The sequence below is a fragment of the uncultured Catenibacterium sp. genome, assembly GCF_900540665.1.
GTDB lineage: Bacteria > Bacillota_I > Bacilli_A > Erysipelotrichales > Coprobacillaceae > Catenibacterium.
Genome location: NZ_UQGV01000055.1, coordinates 1 through 17,322, shown reverse-complemented (window position 1 = coordinate 17,322; position 17,322 = coordinate 1). Strand labels below are relative to the sequence as shown.

Annotated in this window: 21 protein-coding genes and 1 tRNA gene; 4 read left to right on the top strand and 18 right to left on the bottom strand. The window is 34.2% G+C overall.

The annotated features are described in order from the left end of the window. Positions 1–65 precede the first annotated feature (65 nt). The 6 genes from QZQ55_RS07825 to QZQ55_RS07800 form a co-directional block, all read right to left on the bottom strand. A complete protein-coding gene (locus QZQ55_RS07825; RefSeq protein ID WP_295091984.1) occupies positions 66–524 on the bottom strand; it encodes a hypothetical protein in 459 nt (152 codons plus the stop codon). Between the two features lie 15 nt (positions 525–539). Beyond that, complete coding sequence (locus tag QZQ55_RS07820; RefSeq protein ID WP_295091981.1) at positions 540–1,370, bottom strand: RluA family pseudouridine synthase; 831 nt, start codon at positions 1,368–1,370, stop codon at positions 540–542. Then, a complete protein-coding gene (locus QZQ55_RS07815) occupies positions 1,363–2,451 on the bottom strand; it encodes a glycerate kinase (protein ID WP_295091978.1) in 1,089 nt (362 codons plus the stop codon). Before QZQ55_RS07815 ends, QZQ55_RS07820 begins: the two co-directional genes overlap by 8 nt. Before the next feature lie 102 nt (positions 2,452–2,553). Next, positions 2,554–3,147, bottom strand: a complete 594-nt coding sequence (locus QZQ55_RS07810; RefSeq protein ID WP_295091977.1) for a hypothetical protein — start codon at positions 3,145–3,147, stop codon at positions 2,554–2,556. Positions 3,148–3,177: 30 nt separating this feature from the next. Then, positions 3,178–4,767, bottom strand: a complete 1,590-nt coding sequence (locus QZQ55_RS07805; protein WP_295091975.1) for a peptide chain release factor 3 — start codon at positions 4,765–4,767, stop codon at positions 3,178–3,180. 9 nt (positions 4,768–4,776) lie between these two features. Then, on the bottom strand, positions 4,777–6,009 hold the full coding sequence (locus QZQ55_RS07800) for an aminopeptidase (RefSeq protein ID WP_295091972.1): 1,233 nt from the start codon (positions 6,007–6,009) through the stop codon (positions 4,777–4,779). 223 nt (positions 6,010–6,232) lie between these two features. Between QZQ55_RS07800 and QZQ55_RS07795 the strand changes: the two genes are divergently transcribed. Continuing rightward, entirely contained in the window at positions 6,233–6,436 is a 204-nt protein-coding gene (locus QZQ55_RS07795; protein WP_006505439.1) for a cold shock domain-containing protein, read from the top strand. Positions 6,437–6,470: 34 nt separating this feature from the next. Here QZQ55_RS07795 and QZQ55_RS07790 read toward each other — a convergent pair whose 3' ends face one another. From QZQ55_RS07790 to QZQ55_RS07755, 8 genes are read right to left on the bottom strand one after another with little or no spacing between them, the layout of a single operon-like run. Further along, on the bottom strand, positions 6,471–7,499 hold the full coding sequence (locus tag QZQ55_RS07790; RefSeq protein WP_295091969.1) for a M42 family metallopeptidase: 1,029 nt from the start codon (positions 7,497–7,499) through the stop codon (positions 6,471–6,473). Positions 7,500–7,531: 32 nt separating this feature from the next. Beyond that, positions 7,532–8,425, bottom strand: a complete 894-nt coding sequence (locus QZQ55_RS07785) for a hypothetical protein (RefSeq protein ID WP_295091965.1) — start codon at positions 8,423–8,425, stop codon at positions 7,532–7,534. Positions 8,426–8,454: 29 nt separating this feature from the next. After that, complete coding sequence (locus QZQ55_RS07780; RefSeq protein ID WP_295091963.1) at positions 8,455–8,910, bottom strand: hypothetical protein; 456 nt, start codon at positions 8,908–8,910, stop codon at positions 8,455–8,457. Positions 8,911–8,960: 50 nt separating this feature from the next. Further along, positions 8,961–9,254 carry a DUF3784 domain-containing protein gene (locus QZQ55_RS07775; protein ID WP_295091960.1) on the bottom strand — a complete coding sequence of 98 codons (294 nt, stop codon included), beginning with the start codon at positions 9,252–9,254 and terminating at the stop codon, positions 8,961–8,963. A 37-nt stretch (positions 9,255–9,291) separates the two neighbouring features. Next, positions 9,292–9,849 carry a Sir2 family NAD-dependent protein deacetylase gene (locus tag QZQ55_RS07770; RefSeq protein ID WP_295091957.1) on the bottom strand — a complete coding sequence of 186 codons (558 nt, stop codon included), beginning with the start codon at positions 9,847–9,849 and terminating at the stop codon, positions 9,292–9,294. A 32-nt stretch (positions 9,850–9,881) separates the two neighbouring features. After that, entirely contained in the window at positions 9,882–10,496 is a 615-nt protein-coding gene (locus QZQ55_RS07765; protein ID WP_295091954.1) for an HAD family hydrolase, read from the bottom strand. Between the two features lie 2 nt (positions 10,497–10,498). Beyond that, on the bottom strand, positions 10,499–11,014 hold the full coding sequence (locus QZQ55_RS07760; protein ID WP_295091951.1) for a class I SAM-dependent methyltransferase: 516 nt from the start codon (positions 11,012–11,014) through the stop codon (positions 10,499–10,501). 43 nt (positions 11,015–11,057) lie between these two features. Continuing rightward, entirely contained in the window at positions 11,058–12,287 is a 1,230-nt protein-coding gene (locus QZQ55_RS07755) for a D-alanyl-D-alanine carboxypeptidase family protein (protein WP_295091949.1), read from the bottom strand. Between the two features lie 183 nt (positions 12,288–12,470). Between QZQ55_RS07755 and QZQ55_RS07750 the strand changes: the two genes are divergently transcribed. Continuing rightward, the gene (locus tag QZQ55_RS07750) at positions 12,471–12,746 is read left to right on the top strand and encodes a hypothetical protein (protein WP_295091946.1); all 276 of its coding nucleotides are present in this window, start codon (positions 12,471–12,473) and stop codon (positions 12,744–12,746) included. Between the two features lie 50 nt (positions 12,747–12,796). On the opposite strand, the gene QZQ55_RS07745 is transcribed toward QZQ55_RS07750, so the two are convergent. From QZQ55_RS07745 to QZQ55_RS07735, 3 genes are all read right to left on the bottom strand, one after another. After that, positions 12,797–14,131: a C40 family peptidase gene (locus QZQ55_RS07745; protein ID WP_295091942.1), complete on the bottom strand. Its 1,335-nt coding sequence runs from the start codon at positions 14,129–14,131 to the stop codon at positions 12,797–12,799. Positions 14,132–14,201: 70 nt separating this feature from the next. After that, complete coding sequence (locus tag QZQ55_RS07740; protein ID WP_295091940.1) at positions 14,202–14,642, bottom strand: HD domain-containing protein; 441 nt, start codon at positions 14,640–14,642, stop codon at positions 14,202–14,204. Next, on the bottom strand, positions 14,639–15,952 hold the full coding sequence (locus QZQ55_RS07735) for an RsmB/NOP family class I SAM-dependent RNA methyltransferase (protein ID WP_295091937.1): 1,314 nt from the start codon (positions 15,950–15,952) through the stop codon (positions 14,639–14,641). Before QZQ55_RS07735 ends, QZQ55_RS07740 begins: the two co-directional genes overlap by 4 nt. A gap of 88 nt (positions 15,953–16,040) precedes the next feature. Here QZQ55_RS07735 and QZQ55_RS07730 point away from each other — a divergent pair, with 88 nt between their 5' ends. Next, positions 16,041–16,583 carry a DNA-3-methyladenine glycosylase I gene (locus QZQ55_RS07730; RefSeq protein ID WP_295091934.1) on the top strand — a complete coding sequence of 181 codons (543 nt, stop codon included), beginning with the start codon at positions 16,041–16,043 and terminating at the stop codon, positions 16,581–16,583. A 5-nt stretch (positions 16,584–16,588) separates the two neighbouring features. Next, the gene (locus QZQ55_RS07725; protein ID WP_295091931.1) at positions 16,589–16,999 is read left to right on the top strand and encodes a C-GCAxxG-C-C family protein; all 411 of its coding nucleotides are present in this window, start codon (positions 16,589–16,591) and stop codon (positions 16,997–16,999) included. Between the two features lie 65 nt (positions 17,000–17,064). On the opposite strand, the gene QZQ55_RS07720 is transcribed toward QZQ55_RS07725, so the two are convergent. After that, a tRNA-Leu gene (locus tag QZQ55_RS07720) sits at positions 17,065–17,151 on the bottom strand. Positions 17,152–17,322 lie beyond the last annotated feature (171 nt).

The following is a 17,322-nucleotide window of genomic DNA, read 5'->3' as shown; positions in this document are numbered from 1 at the left end:
AACTTTCTGCCATGGCTGCATTCGAGAAGAGATCAAAGATTCATAAAATTCCAAACAACTCTATTTTATATTTGCGTAATAATACCATTCACTGCATGAATCTTTACGCCTCTATACTTTATAGTAGCCTTGACTGTGAGATTTTCTATATTCATCGGGCGTTCCATCTGCACAATCTTGTAATCAATCATGACTCGTGTATTCTTTTCAAGCAACACCTTACTATTATAATAATCTTCAGTTAAAGTCTTATCTTTAGAAAGTGTCTCGTTCACTTCACCAAGCTGACTAAAATCACCTACAGTAAAACTTGCCTGAGACATATCAATAGCCTTAGGAAAGTATACCTGTGTGGCCACTAAATATGTTTCTTTTTCATCCATAAGGCCATAAGGATGTACACTCACATTCAAGACAACTTCCTTCTGTAGTCTGATTTTGTCTCTAAGTTTCAACCCCAAAAAGACCGCAACAACACATACCGCAAGTACAATAATTTGACTAATCAGTTTACTATGCTTCATCGTTTATCCTCCACTCTATCTTTTGGAAGATTTAAACATCTGTGTAAAAGAAGAAGGAAGCGGTGCTTTAAAGGTCATTGTTTTATGCGTAAAAGGATGTGTGAATGCAAATTCATGTGCATGTAGACCTAATCTCTTTAAAGGATTTGTACGTGCGCCATATTTCTTATCGCCAATAATAGGATGATTCAAAGAAGCCATATGAACACGAATCTGATTTTTACGTCCTGTATCTAAGAATACTTCCATCATTGTATAATCTTTAGATACTTCTAATGGCTTGTAGTGCGTAATAGCCAATTGTCCTTCTTTCGCAATACGCATCTTTAACTGTCTATCTTCTACAAGATGATTCTTTATTGTACCTGACTTACGACATTGTCCTTCTAATATCGCGACATATCCTCTTGTTTTAACATACTTATTCCAGTTATGAGTTAATTCCTGATAAAGCTTCTTATTCTTCACAAACATAAGTACACCAGAAGTATCCTGGTCTAAACGATGGACAAGATAACACTGCTGTCTCTTTTTACGACAATATTCCAGCACCATATAAAAAGCTGTCTGATATTTATTATTACGTGTCTCTTCACTCACAAGCCCTGAAGGCTTATTAATGACTATCATGTCATCATCTTCATAAAGAAGTTCAAAAGGCAGATTTATCTTCTTACCTACTTCTACTTCATCTCCTGGATGTAATTCAAAAGCATGATATGTCTGTACTTCGCCATTCACCTGTACTGATTTATATTTCAATAAGCTCTTACAATCATTTCTCTTCTTACGAGTATGCTCCACAAGAGAATCTAATAGTAATTCATCTTTTGTAACCTTATACATTCTTTTCCTCCAGATAACGTCTCACTTCTTCTTCTAAATACTGTGGACCTTTTTCTAATAATACAGAAAGAGGTTCATCCGTATGATTAATACAGCGCACATCCTCAAATCCTGCTTCGAGTAATACATCTTTATCTTCACACTTTCCACAAAATGCAATAACAGGCTTGTTGTATTTCTGTGCTAAACGCAATACACCCAATGGTGTCTTGCCATATAATGTTTGATGATCCATCTTTCCTTCACCAGTAAAAATAATATCTGCTTGCTGGATTGCTTCTTCTAGATGAACTGTACGACTCACTGCATCAAATCCAGTCACAAGCTGACCATTAAGTCCTGTCACTATGGCATAACCCATACCTCCTGCTGCTCCTGCACCAGGTGTATATGAATCATCTTTTCCAACTAATTCACTCATTATATCAGCATAATGCTTCATGGCTTGATCTGTCTTTTCTAAATCTTTTACCTTCTTTTGTGGGCCAAAAACATAAGTTGCTCCTTCTTTACCACAAAGAGGATTAGAAACATCACATGCTCCTTCTACCTCTATATCTGATAAATCAAGACGCGTCTTTTTAATATGATCAAGTGTTTCTAAGCCTCTAGCATTCATCGGCACTCTCTGATCAAACTGATCAAAAAAGCCATAACCCATACCGCTTAATAAGCCCATACCGCCATCATTACAGGCAGTTCCACCTAAAGTCAGAAGAAAACGTCTAGCCCCCTGATCATACGCATACTTCATCATTTCTCCTACACCATAAGAAGTCGCTTCTGTTCCATTCTTTTCTTCTTCCGTTAAATAATCCAGTCCACATGCCTGTGCACTTTCTATAATAGCTAGATCATCTACGAGAGCAACTTTAGCGTGAACTGTCTTAAACAAAGGACCCGCTACCTCTATCTCATGAATATCACCATGTAGATAACTATTCATGACTTCCATTGTCCCTTCACCACCATCAGCCAAAGGGCATATATGCACATTATGATAAGCTCTCTGTACTGCTTCTCCTGCAACATATGCAGTCATACTTTCTTTAAAAGAATCAAACGCAGCTAATATTTTCATCAATATCACTCCCTGTTGGTATTCTAACACAAAAACTATAATCCAAGGAAATGATTATTATATTTTCGACAATAGAAAAAGTTCATGATGACCCATGAACTTTTAAGATTTTCTTTTTAATAAATAAGTATTTTTCTTATAGACAATTACATAAAGAATGATTGATAACACAACCGCAGAAAGTGCATCAATAATTCCATGTTGCTTGATTAAGAAAGTGGAGATAATAATCCCTATTGTAAGAATTATAGTTCCCTTCTTCATAATACCAGTTGCATGCTTTGATTTGCTAAAAGCCATACACATACCAATAGAATTAAAGATATGAATACTAGGCAATACATTGGTTGGTGTATCAATCTTATAAAGCAAATCAACAAGTATTAACGCAACATTATTATCACCTAATTGTTTTGGTCTAATATCTAAACCATTAGGATAGATGACTGATACCACTATAAAGAGTGTCATACCGGTAAATAGGAATGTAATCATCTGCAAGTATTCTTTCTTATCTTTGAAAAAGAAATACCAGAAAGAGAAGAAGATATACCCAAACCAGCTGATATAAAAGAAAACAAACCACTCATTAAATGGAATCATATGATCTATTGGTGTAGAAATAACATGATATTGCGTCACTGGCATGAAATGTTCAATAAAGAAGAAACATGCCAGATAGACTACAAAGTACAAAAGCGTCCACCAATAACGTAGATTTTTTTATTAGTTTTTAGAGAACTCTGATAATACTAATTCCTTATTCTTATCAGTAGCCCAGTTGATTCCCCACTGATTTGAGAAGAGTAATAAATACTTTCCTCTTAAATCCTGTACTCTCTTTGTATCTGAAGATAAGTTTAAGCTATATAGATCCACTTCTTCATTGTCAATCCATCTGATGAACTGATATCCAAGAGGTTCTCTTTTAATATTTACGTTATATTCGTTCTTTAAACGATATTCAAGTACTTCAAACTGAAGGACACCTACTACCCCTACGATGATTTCTTCCATAGAACCACCGATTTCAGTAAAGATCTGAATAGCCCCTTCCTGAGCAATCTGTTCTACACCCTTAACGAACTGTTTACGCTTCATTGTATCTGTATTACGGATACGCGCGAAATGTTCAGGAGCGAATGTAGGAATACCTTCAAACTTGAACTTATGCTTAGGTGTACAGATTGTATCACCAATAGAGAAAATACCTGGATCAAAAACACCGATGATATCTCCAGAATACGCTTCTTGGATTTCTTCACGGTCATCAGCCATTAACTGTTTAGACTGACTTAATTTAATCTTTTTATTTCCCTGCATATGGAATACTTCCATACCCTTAATGTATTTACCAGAAGTAATACGCATGAACGCCATTCTATCTCTATGTGCTTTATTCATGTTTGCCTGAATCTTGAATACAAATGCACTGAAATCTTCATTGAATGGATCAATTGGTCCATCATCACTCTGTTTTGGCTGAGGAGGCATAGAGTAATCTAAGAAATGATGTAAGAATGGTTCTACACCGAAGTTAGTTAAGGCACTACCAAAACATACTGGTGATAATTCTCCGCGATGTACTCTTTCTAGATCAAATTCTGCACCTGCACCATCTAGTAATTCCACATCATCCTGAAGAGTCGCATAATAATCTTCACCGATTTCTTTAATTAATTCAGGATCATCATAATCAGTAATGATTTCCTGTACTTCCTTCTTACCACCCTGTACTGGTACGAAACGAATCACTTTCTTAGATTCTCTTTCATAAACACCTTTAAACTGTTTACCACATCCAATAGGCCAGTTAACAGGACATGTATCCATACCTAATTCCTGTTCAATTTCTTCCATTAATTCATAAGGGTCTTTTGCTTCTCTATCCATCTTATTAATGAAAGTAAAGATAGGAATATGTCTCATTGCACAAACCTTGAATAACTTACGTGTCTGTGCTTCGACACCCTTAGATGCATCAATAACCATGACCGCTGAGTCAGCTGCCATCAATGTACGATATGTATCTTCCGAGAAGTCCTGATGGCCTGGAGTATCTAGAATATTGATACAGAACCCATCATAATTGAACTGTAATACTGAAGATGTAACAGAAATACCTCTCTGTTTTTCAATTTCCATCCAGTCACTGACTGCATGACGCATATTCTGCTTACCCTTAACCATACCGGCTTCCTGAATAGCTCCACCATATAATAAGAACTTTTCTGTTAATGTTGTTTTACCAGCATCCGGGTGAGAAATAATCGCAAACGTACGACGTTTACTTACTTTATCTACAAATTCTGACATATAGCCTCCTTAAATTACGAATCGACCATTCTTGAAGATCTGCACTGTTTTTCCATCATTAGTAACAGCTTCAATGTCAAGGTCTTTTGTCCCAATCATAAAATCAACATGTGTGAATGAATCATTGACACCATGTTTATATAATTCTTCTTTAGTCATCTCATAACCGCCCTTAATACATTCATTAAAGCCTTTTCCAAGAGCAAGATGACATGCTGCATTCTCATCAAATAATGTGTTATAGAATAATAGCCCCATTTCTGATATAGGAGAATCAACAGGTACGAGTGCTGCTTCACCTAAATAATGAGCCCCATCATCAGTATCAATGATGCTTGCAAGTACATCTTTACCTGTCTTAGCATCAAAGTCTACAACACGACCTTCCTTAAATCGAATATAAAAATCATTAACGAGTGAACCACCATGGTTAAGTGGTAATGAAGAATAAACAATACCTTCTGTCTTTCGATAGTCTGGAGAAGTGAAGATTTCTTCTGTAGGCATATTAGGGAAAGAATAAACTCCATCAGTTGTAAAACTTCCTCCACCTGCAAACAAATAATCTTTATTCATATATACTTTTAAATCAGTTCCTAGACTATTTGTATAATGTAAGTAGTCAATAGCCATCTCATTAAGTGTCTTAACACGTTTTTCAAAAGACGCACGATGCATTTCCCAGGCATTTAAAGGATCTTTTGTATCTACATAACATACATGATAAATAGCTTTCCACAAGGCTTCTATAGCCTCCTGATTATTCATATCAGGAAATACCTTATTCGCCCACTTAAGAGAAGGTGCTCCAACAATACACCAGCGGTCAATACCTAGATCTAAATGATCATAGAATGTCTTAGCCTGTTCATGCATTGCTTTACTGTATGTTGCCATCTTTAAAGGATCAATTCCTTTAAATCCATCAGGATTTTCTGATGTAATAGTGACTACAGCCGCATGTTCTAAAGCATACTTATTACGTAACTCCACAAGATAATCAGGCACATTTTTGAAGTAATCAACCTCATTATGTTCATATCTAAGTCTTGTAATATCTTCATCTACATAATGGGCAATTACATCCTGAGCTCCTGCTTTATAGGCTTCTTTCGCAATTGCTTTCACAAGAGAAGCACATTCAACATCAGCAGTGACAACAAGTTTCTGACCTTTTTGAAGATTAACGCCTTTTTTCACTATCAATTCAGCATATTTATTCATCATATCATTACACCCCATCTCCATTATTCTAAGAATTTTCTATTCTTTGTCAACAAAAAAAGCATAACATATTACGTCTTGAATTTCCATTTTTCTTGTTATTATTTTACACATGTGATATGATATATATAGCAGTTACACAGGACATTTTGTATTGGTTTTTTATCAGTAGTACACTATCGATTGCAAAAGCCTATAATAAAGTTGCTTGATGTATTGCAATTTACAGGAGGTATGTCAGATGACAGGTAAAGTAAAATGGTTTAAGGCTGAAAAAGGTTATGGATTCATTACAGTAGAAGGACAGAGCAAAGATATCTTTGTTCATTTCTCTGCAATCAACGCTGATGGATACAAGACTCTAGAAGAAGGCCAGACTGTTGAATTTGACGTTGTTGAAGGCGATCGTGGACCACAGGCAGCTAACGTTACAGTAGTTGAATAATCATCATAAAAGAAAAAGGCTGATGCAATAAGCATCAGTCTTTTTTTGTCATATAAGCAATTAACAGCTTCAATGTGTTCTCTACTGCATCCACATGTGAACGTTCCATACCATGACTTGCAGCCACACCTGGACCTATTAATGCGCCTCTAATATCCTGGCCACCTCTTAAAGATGCAGAGACATCAGAGCTATAGAACGGATAAATATCAACTGCATAAGATAATTCATTATCTTTCGCAAGATTGATAAGTGTTGTTGTCATCTGATAGTCATAAGGACCACTAGAATCCTTCGCACAGATAGAAACATCTCTTTCAGTGCAGCTCAAGTCTTTACCAATACATCCCATATCCACTGCAATAACCTCTTCAATTTCTTCTGGAATATAAGAACATCCATGTCCTACTTCTTCATAAGTAGAAATCAAGAAATACCAAGTATCATGAGGAATAATGAATTCTTCCTTCATTGTCTTTAATAAGCCATATAGAATAGCTACGCTGAGTTTATCATCTAAGAATCTAGATTTAATAAAGCCGCTTGGAGTAATTGTTGTTTTAGGATCAATACAGATATAATCGCCTGGCATGATACCTAATTCTTCTACTTCCTTCTTAGATGACACACATTCATCAATACGTACATGCATTGTCATATCAGTTCTAGGGGCATTCTTAGAATCATCGTAGACATGTGCACTTGGAGAATTAGAAAGAATTGTTCCTGTATAAGTTCTTCCATCTCTTGTTACTATTTTACAATATTCACCATCTAGTGTAGGAACAATAGGGCCTCCTACTAAAGTAAATGCTAGCGTACCATCTTCTTTGATGCTTCTTACCATTAAGCCTAAAGTATCAACATGAGCACATAATGCCTTTGTATGATGTTTCATACCAGGTACCTTAATAATCAGATTACCTTTATTGGTATGCATCGTTTCATAACCTAAGGCTTTTACTTCCTTTTCATAAAAATCAATGACTGCTTTTGTATATCCTGTAGGAGAATCAATTAAAAGCAGTTCTTTCGCAAATTCCATTACTTTTAATGCGTTCATATGAAACCTCTCTTTCTTATTCATTATAGCACCTAAAAGAGATCAAGCATATTATCGAGATAGATTTCTTCTCTCACATGAATTGAATATTCTGGCTTAACCAAATAATATAACAGAAACTCTAATACAAGAGCACTGCCTAGACTTCTACCTTCTATCTTAAACTGTGTAAAACCTAATGGTCTATAAATAGACTGTATGTCTTCAATACTAATAAACGAAGGATTATGCATGGCACGAGAGAAACGATAGCCTTGTTGAGCATGAGGTGCATGACAAATATGATCAGGTATATCTTTAGCTAAATTCTGTAAACTCACCGTTTCATAACATTTCTTTCTATCCTGACATCCTACATAACAGCATTCATTACATAAGAATTCTACTTTATCCTTCTGCTTGATTGTAGATAATAATTTAAATTGCTTATTCAAACGAAAATCAGGTACAACATAACGGAATTCTTCTCTTCTACATTCTTCTTCGAATTGATTAAAGTCAGTGATGACTTTAGTAGTAGAAGAGACAAAATAAAGGTGTGGATATTTCTCCATTAGATAGTGTAATAAGAGATCAGAGTGTACAATCACACCATTGTTGCCTGCTTCATTAAATAATCTACATAATGTATTGCATTTAGGATCTAAGAGATGTTCTTCTTCTAGCATAGAGTTACTAAAAGTAAGTCTTGCAGAAATATGATATGTCTTCATCAGGTCTAATACCTCACGAGGATTATCTTCTCCTTCTCCTAATCTTCCTCCACCCCATAAGCAGTCCATTGGAGCACCATAAATAGAACCTATTTCACACCAGTCATAAAAGTATTCACGATGATGATAGAATAATGGTAAAAAGACTTTATATAGTTCATAGAATTCAAATAATCCCGGTAAATGAAAATAAGCTTTTTCCTTTTTTGACAATTCAATCACATCTTCCTATATTTTATTCTTTAAATGTTATCTAAAAATTTATAAGCCCCTTGTAAAAATAATTCATATCTTTTTTGTGTTACTTCATCATCTTCTTCATCCCAAACTTCAAAGATATATTCTTTATTATTTTGAATTATAGAGCATAATTGTTTTGCAGTATAATATTCATCATTTAAGTTATATAATTTTATAATTCGTTTATCTAAAGTTTTATTATAAACATCTTTACTAGTATATCCTTGTATATGCGTTAATGGATCAACACATTGTTCATGATACTTTTTACAAGGTTTACAAATGTCATCTCCACCGATTGTTAATTTTAAATCAACAGATGGGTTTTCAATAATTTCATTAGCAACCCTATAAAAATCATGTCCCATTTTTTCATCAGGAACAAATCTATCTATCCCCGATCCATATAATTTAATAACATCAATAAAATGATGTGGTTTAATTAAAATCGAGCCCATTAATCAATCTTCCTTTCATTAATTCTCCCAATATTTTTATAGCAATTGATTCACTTATTTTTGGAAACAACATTGCTCAATACAGTTCCTACAATTAGTAGGATAACACCTAAAATCATTGTATCATTTATACTAATAATAGAATACGCACCTAATATTAAAATGATCGCAGTGATATCAAGTGTTACCGCCAACATCCTGCATAATCTTATCCTATTTATTTTCTCTTTATCACCTTGGCTTAAATCATTATATCCAGCAATCATATTTAAACCTTTTCCAAAATATAAAGAAATAGAAATAACTATAAATAAAATCGCACATAATAACAACGGTATTTGCATATCAATAATTCCTCCATTTCTTTTTTATATTAAATAGTTAATTATTATTTAATAATTCTTCCAATACTTTTCTTACATTATGTGCTGCATCTTCTTGTATCTCAATAATACGTGCACCTCTAGACTTAGCGACTTCTCTTAAATCAACAGATATACCAGTATGGAAAGAACATCCAACTACTAAAAATATATCTCCTGGTTGTAATGTATAAACCATCTCATAGGCTAATTGATAGTTTGGTGCTGGATCACCATAAAGAACTGGCTTATTGTATAAAGAATAAGCTATATCCATTTCATCATCTTCAGGTAAACCACCATGTAGTTCTAATGCATCACTTCCAGCAAGTCTATGTAATCCATCAATATTCATTGTGATAATAGGAATATGATACTCTGCCAAGGCATAATGTGCATCATTTGGTTTTGCACAATTCATATTCTTTTTTAATTGTCTAATAACTTCATTGTATTCTTCATGATGTCTTTGAGCATAACTTCTAAATAGTTTTTCTCTGACATCAGGTCTTTCCATAAATGTAGGAATATTACTCTGTTTAGATATTCCCGCACCTGTAAATGCGATTATCTTCATCACTATCATCTCCTTGTGTTACATTATAACACTTAAAGGAGTCTTAATAAATCTTCTACCTTCTCTAGAATATAGTCAGAATCACTCATATCTTTGCTTTCTACACTGCCCCATTTTGCGAAGGCAAAATCAATGCCTGCATTTCTTGAAGCAAGAAGATCTGAATAGGCATCTCCAATATAAATAATATCTTCCTTATTTAATCCTAAGCGTTCTATACATAATAATAATGGTTCTGGATCAGGTTTATGCTTTGAAGTATCATCTTCTAATACAACGACTTCCATATAATCATCAAGTCCTAAAGAAACAACATCAATATCATACTGCTTCTTATTCTTAGAAGAGACAACGCTAAATCTCAACTTTTCATGCAGTGTCTTTAACACGTCATCCATTCCTTCATATGGACTTGCTTGATACTCATTAACATATTTTACCCATCTTGCATAAACTTCTTTAGGATCCTGAACTTCTAGTTCTTCCATGACTTTCATACCTGGATAAGATGCAAAATGATACACTTCTTCTAAAGTCCATTCTTCTCCTTTTTCTTCCTTAATAATCTTCTGTAATGGAATCATATTCATATCAAGAGTATTAACTAAAGTATTATCAATATCAAAAATAAGTGCTTTATATTTCATTCTTATTTCCTCTCTATTTCTATCACATAAGGTGCATTCTTTTTATTCATCATCTTAAAACTTGATACATTAAATGTATGCGTATCTAATCGAGATACGTAATGGTCAATCCATAAAGCTTCTTCTTTACCCTGAGGATGTCCAATATAACAAGTTATAAAGATGACCTTCTTCATATGTTCAATAGCCTTAATGAGAGTTCTTTGAGTGATATCAAGTGTTGTTGTAATGTTATGATTTCCTTCAGGTAAATAACCTAGATTAAAAACACCAATATCAAACGTTTCAACATAATGATCAAAATTCTCATGAGAATCACATATTAAATGTGCTTGATCTCCCACTAGTTCTTTTGTATGTTTTAGTGCTTCTTCTTGTATATCAAAACTATATACATCCCTGCAGCATTCAATTAAAGCCTTTGTATCATGACCATTACCCATTGTGAAATCTATACCTATTTCTAGATTTTCATATGTATGCATACGTTCATAAACATATTCTACCATACTCAACATAATTCTTCTCTCCTTCAAAAAAATCCGGCACATGCCGGATTAATTAAGATTTTAATGCAGGAAGGTCTCCTGTATAAAGACAATATTCTTCTAATGTCCAGTTATTTTCATACATGATCTTAGCAGCTTTTTTACCTACATAACGGAAATGCCAAGGTTCCTGTGTGATACCTGTAATATTAGAAGTACCATCCGCAAAACGTAATACAAAGCCATATTTATGAGCATTTTTACATGCCCATTTATATTCTGATGTATCACCAAATACAAGTCTCTTACCTTCATTTACACTTTCAGAACTCATATCGATACCAAGACCAGTCTGGTGTTCACTTGCGCCAGGTAAAGCAACGTGCTGGATTGCATAAAGTTCTCCCCACTTCTGTTTATATTCCTTATAGATTTCACTCTGTTCACTATAAGAACGATAACCACTATTAATCATAATGTAGTAGCCTTCCTTTTCACCTGCTTTACGCATAGCAAGGAATGCTTTATAAGCTTCTTTTCTAAGTTTTGGATGATCACACTTTTTAGTAATATATTTCTCATCAGGTGTCACTAGATCAGTTGGTTTATAATCTGAAGGGAGATATAAGCCTTTCTTTACAAGTGTAGTGTAACGAGCTGGATTTGTAATTGTATGTCTTGTTGCTTCTTTTGTAGAATCTCCAATAAATGGATAAGACGTACTTAATACAGCATAGTTATAATTCTTACTTGATTTATAAGCTTCTTCATATTTATCCATATCCTTGAATTTAAAACCAGAAACAGCCATATAATTCTTCATTGTATTATAGCTATAGCCTTTATCTAGAATATAATCTAGATCATCACTATCAGCTGTTTTTAAGATTGTCCAGATCTGTTTTTCAGTATACCCATTCTTCTTTAAAGAAGGAATCTGGTCATCTAACATTGGTGATAATGTATCTACTACATCAGCAGCCTTCATCTTCTTATGAAGCGACTGATACTGTTCAAAATCAGCATAATACTTTACATCCTTAGAATGTTTTAGCCATGAATCAATATGATCTAAGTAATCATCACCAATCACAATCTTTACTTTATCACTTGTTAGTTTTAATACAGCAGACTGCTGAGACCATGAATAACCCTTCATAGCCAATCTAATACGTGAAAAATTAAATGTGATCACTAATACAAGTACTACAACTACAGGAATAACTACCTTTAAGACATTATCCCATCTTATTCTTCTACGACGACTGTAAGGAGAATAATTATAATTTCTCTTTCTTCTCATAATTTTTTACCTCTTCCTTTATCACGAATAATAGTACCAAACAGGACATTATTTGTCCACACTCCACCCTCATTATCTCACATTTTCACATAATTTACATATTACTGTTTAATTATGAGAACACATTGCAAAAATATAGATTTTATGATATCTTTTACTAAGTGTGAAAAGGAGGTTTCCCCGATGCAATTAGTCATTTATACATTCATTGCGTTATGTACTCTTGCAATCGCAATTTTATTTACTGAAGTTACAGGAAAATTATTCAAAGCATTGCTTGCTTTAGTAGGTGCTGCTTCTACTGGTTACTCAATCGCCTTAGCTGCACGTATGATTGCAGATTCTACTAAGTGGTTCAGCAAACCACCACTAATGAATACTTTCTATATTTCATCTGCGATCGTATTAGTTTTAATCATCATCGTTACAAAAGTCATCTTAAAAAAGAAGAACGGTTAATAACCGTTTTTTTATTTACACACAAAAAAAGGAATGCCTGTGCATTCCTTTTAATAACATCTTCTAGCCTGGTAGAATTCTTTTTGCCAATAGTTAATTCCTAATGTTGCAACCTGTACTGGTTTACCACTTGAAGGAGCATGAACCATACGGTTACCACCAATATAGATACCTACATGGTGTACACCAGAATAGGAACCATTTGAACTGAATAAGATAATATCACCAGCCTGCATAGAACCACGATCCACCTGTGTTCCTACATTGCATAATGTTTTAGTCGTATTTGATCCAATATTCACACCAGCCTGATAATGAGCCCAGTTAACTAGACCTGAACAGTCAAACTTAGTCCAGTTAGGATTCGCAATCTGGCTCATAGAGTGACATCCACCCCATGAATACATATAACCCTGACGTGTTAATGCCTTATTCGCAATCGCAAGTCCTCTTGAAGATTGATCTGGACTAGGTGTTGGTGTTGTGCTTCCTCCACCATTGCTTGATGACCCATTGTTGTTTGATGATCCTCCATTATTAGAAGAACCGCCATTATTTGAAGAACCATTGTTCTTATTTGGTGTAGCTTGAGTAACACCATTGACCTTAGACTCTTCTGATGCTTTATTTAATTCAACTAAGTTCTGTGCAATTGTACCAATACTATTTTCATTATCAGATAAATCACTCTGCTTATCCTGTAAAGCCTTCTGTTCAGCTTCAAGTTTAGCTACTAATGTTTTCTGTAATTCTTCAGCCTGACTCTTCTGCGCATTTAATGCAGTCTGAGTATCAACAAGTGTCTGCTTCTGTACTTCTAGCTGTTTCTGCTCTTCCTTGATTTCATTCATTAAATCTGTTTCATAAGCAGTTAAATCCTTAAGAGTCGCTGCTCTTGAGAAGAAATCAGAGAATGAACTTGCATTGAATAAATAATCAACATAAGCATTAGAATTCATCTGACTCTGCATAGAATAAATTCTATCCTTTAATAAAGCCTTCTTTTCATTTAGATTGTTTTCTGCATTTGTGATTGCAGTATTCATATAAGCAATCTTCTGATTAGCTTCATCAATCTGACTATTTAAGCTATTGATCTTATCTGCTGCATCTGCAATAGATAGCTTTGCACTATCAACGCTATTCTGTTTACTGCTGATCTCACTTTTTAAATTTGCACTCTTTGTCTTTAAGTATTTATTAAACTCTTTACAAGTATTCTGATTTGAATGAGTAATTGTCTTAGATGCACAAAGCTTATAATACTTTGTTTCCTGACCTTCAAATTTATTAGCTGCCTCAACTGTATTCACGTTTGATAAAGCAAGCGGTGTAATCATTGCAGCAGCAATAAGAAATGATACAACTTTATGTCCTCTTTTCACATAATCACCTTCCTTTACGCACACATAATTATAACACAACTCTTTTTAAAACCCAAACCCATATGAAAATTCACATAATCTTAAGAAGTTTCAACCTTTCTGATTCTTCGTGCTTTAAAACTGTCTTTTCAAGAAAATGGCTCCAGCAATCTGCATCTTTAATCAGTTCACTATAAGCATCATCTATGCGTTCCTTGTGTGAATGATTACTAATTGCAGTAAAAATGATATTTTTTTCTTCACCACTAAATATTGGACCAAGAAGTTCTTTCGCCAATTCACTTGAACGAGTGGCATGCTGAAAACTAGAAGAATAGATAGGCACCGCTAGATCATGAAGAAGACCGATGACAGCACATAACTCTTCATCCAGATTTCTTTCTTTTGCGAGTAATAAGCATAGTGTTTCTACTTGAAACATATGTGCTATTGCCTCTCTTTTATAATAGCCATGGCTCTTTTCATCTAAAAAATGTAATACTTCATCACGCAAACTAAAATAACGGTTCATCGTCTGAGTCCCTTAGGAAATAAGTTTTTAACCTGATTGCTTTCTTTATAGAAAGAAAGTGGATAACCATCTACAAAGATCACACCAAATCCTTTGTTTCCTGTTCCTTCTAATGTTTCACCATGGATATACTTCTTGATTTCCTCACTCTCACATGGAAAGTCATAACTTCTTTTTACATCCTCTTTAGTCAAAGTTAAGGCGAGAGAATAACTTGGAATAAATCTATTCTTTCTTATTTCACCTAAATAGAGTCCGTTACGTAATACTCTGATTCCCTTTAATTCTGGAAAGTTCTTTTTGATGGCATAGAGGTGTCCATTATTTTCTATTATGTATGAAGGTACTTTCTTATTGAGATTATCCTGATAGAAGGCTTTTAAAACTTTTAAATCAGCTGAATTAACTGATGGTTTTATTGTACGTACTTGTTTTCTTGGATTGTTTCCAGGCTTTCTTAACAAGGCGATAAAATGCCCTTCTCCACGATAATGATGAGGATAACATCTTACTACTTCATCTAGATCAACACCTGGACATAAACCATGAGATTTACTAAGAGGAAGTAATTCAAAGCCAAGTTCATCAACGGCATAATGAACCATTGCTTCATTTTCTTCATATGAGTAAGTACATGTAGAGTAGATAACCATACCACCCTGTTTCAACATGTCATAGGCACCCTTTAAAAGGTTCTTCTGTATATGCGCACATTCTAATACCTTCTCTTCACTCCATGTATCGACAGCCTGTTCAAGTTTTCTAAACATCCCTTCTCCACTACATGGTGCATCTAAGACGATCTTATCAAATGCTTCCTGAAATTGCTTTGTGAAGCACATTGGATCTACATTTGTGACAATTGTATTGTCTAATCCAAAACGTTCGATATTCTCACTTAAAATGCGTGCACGAGCAGCTTCTATATCATTCGCAATTAATACACCTTCCCCTGTTAATCGAGATGCAATCTCACAGCTTTTACCTCCTGGAGCCGCACACATATCTAACACAAAATCATCAGGTTCAATAGGTAATGCGTCTGCTACAAGCATAGCACTTGGTTCCTGGATATAATAGAGTCCTGCAAGAAAATAAGCACTTCTTCCCGGATGATAGTTTTCATCATAGAGATAACCATTTTCTACAATAGGATGATGTTCAATATACTGTTCTTCCAATACCCTTTCTACATTTTTCTTATTTCTATTTAAATATAAACCTTTAACCGGCTTTTCTAATAAAGCCTTCTTAAAGTCATCATATTCATCTTTTAATAAAAACTTCATACGGGCATCAAATTGTTCCATAAATTCACGTCCTTTCTGAACTATTATACAAAAAAATAGATGTGTTGACTACTTTGGATATGCTACAATGTGAAAAGGAGGTCATTCAATGAGATGTTCATGGGCTAAAAGTAAAGAAGCAATTAAATATCATGATGATCGATGGTGTAAAGAAACACATGATGAAAGAATGTTATTCAAGATGCTTGTTCTTGAAGGCATGCAGGCTGGATTATCCTGGGATACTATTTTAAAGAAAGAAGAAGCATATAAGCAGGCATTCAATGATTTTGATTATCACAAGATTGCATCCTATTCTAATGAAAAAATAGAATCTCTCTATGAAGCTGAAGGTATTATTCATAATCGTTTGAAAATCAATAGTATTATAGTCAATGCGAAAGCTTTTTTAAGCATACAGGAAGAGTTTGGCAGTTTTGATCATTATATCTGGTCTTTTGTAGATTTTAAGGTGATTGATCATCGCTATACAGATGAAAAAGAGATTCCTGCAAGTGATGCACTGTCTACTACGATATCTAAAGATTTAAAGAAACGTGGCTTCAAGTTTGTTGGTCCTGTGATTATTTATAGCTATTTGCAGGCGATTGGCATTTATAATGATCATCTATTGAGTTGTGAGTGGAGGTAAAGGATATGACACGTATTGATGAAACTATTAAAAGACATGATAAGGGATATAACTGCGCACAGGCAGTTGCATGTACTTATTGTGATCTTGTAGGTATGGATGAAGAAACAATGTTTAAGGTTGCTGAAGGATTAGGTCTAGGTGTAGGTTGCATGGAGGGTACTTGTGGTGCTATTACTGGTGCATGTCTTCTTGCAGGATGTAAGAATAGTACAGGCAATCTAGGTAAGCCAGATAGTAAAGCAAGTACTTATAAGTTATCTAGAGAAATCATGCAGAAATTTAAAGAAAAGAATTCTACAACTACATGTAAAGTGTTAAAAGGTGTAGAAACAGGCAAGATGCTAAGAACTTGTCCAGACTGTATTAAAGATGCTGCAGCCATTGTAGAAGAAGTATTATTTAGTGAGGAATAGTAGCCTATTCCTTTTTTTATGCGCAAAAAAAGCTGAGAATATATCCCAGCTTAATCATCAATAGTTGGTGCCCTTGACCGGACTCGAACCGGTACGGGTTTGAAGCCGGCAGATTTTGAGTCTGCTATGTCTACCAATTTCATCACAAGGGCACTGACAACGTTATTATTATAGTATGCACAAGAGCGGTTTTCAAGAAAAAAATGGTTTTATTTCCTTAAATCACTTTCTTTATAGCCTTCATTCAATCATCACATTCTTATCAAATTATATTTTTTGATATGATTAATAGTATATTTATAAATATTTTTATTTTTATCTAA

Coding starts and splice junctions, on each gene's coding strand:
- QZQ55_RS07825 (WP_295091984.1), bottom strand. CDS start 524: ATGAAGCATAGTAAACTGATTAGTCAAATTATTGTACTTGCGGTATGT.
- QZQ55_RS07820 (WP_295091981.1), bottom strand. CDS start 1,370: ATGTATAAGGTTACAAAAGATGAATTACTATTAGATTCTCTTGTGGAG.
- QZQ55_RS07815 (WP_295091978.1), bottom strand. CDS start 2,451: ATGAAAATATTAGCTGCGTTTGATTCTTTTAAAGAAAGTATGACTGCA.
- QZQ55_RS07805 (WP_295091975.1), bottom strand. CDS start 4,767: ATGTCAGAATTTGTAGATAAAGTAAGTAAACGTCGTACGTTTGCGATT.
- QZQ55_RS07800 (WP_295091972.1), bottom strand. CDS start 6,009: ATGGGGTGTAATGATATGATGAATAAATATGCTGAATTGATAGTGAAA.
- QZQ55_RS07795 (WP_006505439.1), top strand. CDS start 6,233: ATGACAGGTAAAGTAAAATGGTTTAAGGCTGAAAAAGGTTATGGATTC.
- QZQ55_RS07790 (WP_295091969.1), bottom strand. CDS start 7,499: ATGAACGCATTAAAAGTAATGGAATTTGCGAAAGAACTGCTTTTAATT.
- QZQ55_RS07780 (WP_295091963.1), bottom strand. CDS start 8,910: ATGGGCTCGATTTTAATTAAACCACATCATTTTATTGATGTTATTAAA.
- QZQ55_RS07775 (WP_295091960.1), bottom strand. CDS start 9,254: ATGCAAATACCGTTGTTATTATGTGCGATTTTATTTATAGTTATTTCT.
- QZQ55_RS07770 (WP_295091957.1), bottom strand. CDS start 9,849: ATGAAGATAATCGCATTTACAGGTGCGGGAATATCTAAACAGAGTAAT.
- QZQ55_RS07765 (WP_295091954.1), bottom strand. CDS start 10,496: ATGAAATATAAAGCACTTATTTTTGATATTGATAATACTTTAGTTAAT.
- QZQ55_RS07760 (WP_295091951.1), bottom strand. CDS start 11,014: ATGTTGAGTATGGTAGAATATGTTTATGAACGTATGCATACATATGAA.
- QZQ55_RS07755 (WP_295091949.1), bottom strand. CDS start 12,287: ATGAGAAGAAAGAGAAATTATAATTATTCTCCTTACAGTCGTCGTAGA.
- QZQ55_RS07750 (WP_295091946.1), top strand. CDS start 12,471: ATGCAATTAGTCATTTATACATTCATTGCGTTATGTACTCTTGCAATC.
- QZQ55_RS07740 (WP_295091940.1), bottom strand. CDS start 14,642: ATGAACCGTTATTTTAGTTTGCGTGATGAAGTATTACATTTTTTAGAT.
- QZQ55_RS07735 (WP_295091937.1), bottom strand. CDS start 15,952: ATGGAACAATTTGATGCCCGTATGAAGTTTTTATTAAAAGATGAATAT.
- QZQ55_RS07730 (WP_295091934.1), top strand. CDS start 16,041: ATGAGATGTTCATGGGCTAAAAGTAAAGAAGCAATTAAATATCATGAT.
- QZQ55_RS07725 (WP_295091931.1), top strand. CDS start 16,589: ATGACACGTATTGATGAAACTATTAAAAGACATGATAAGGGATATAAC.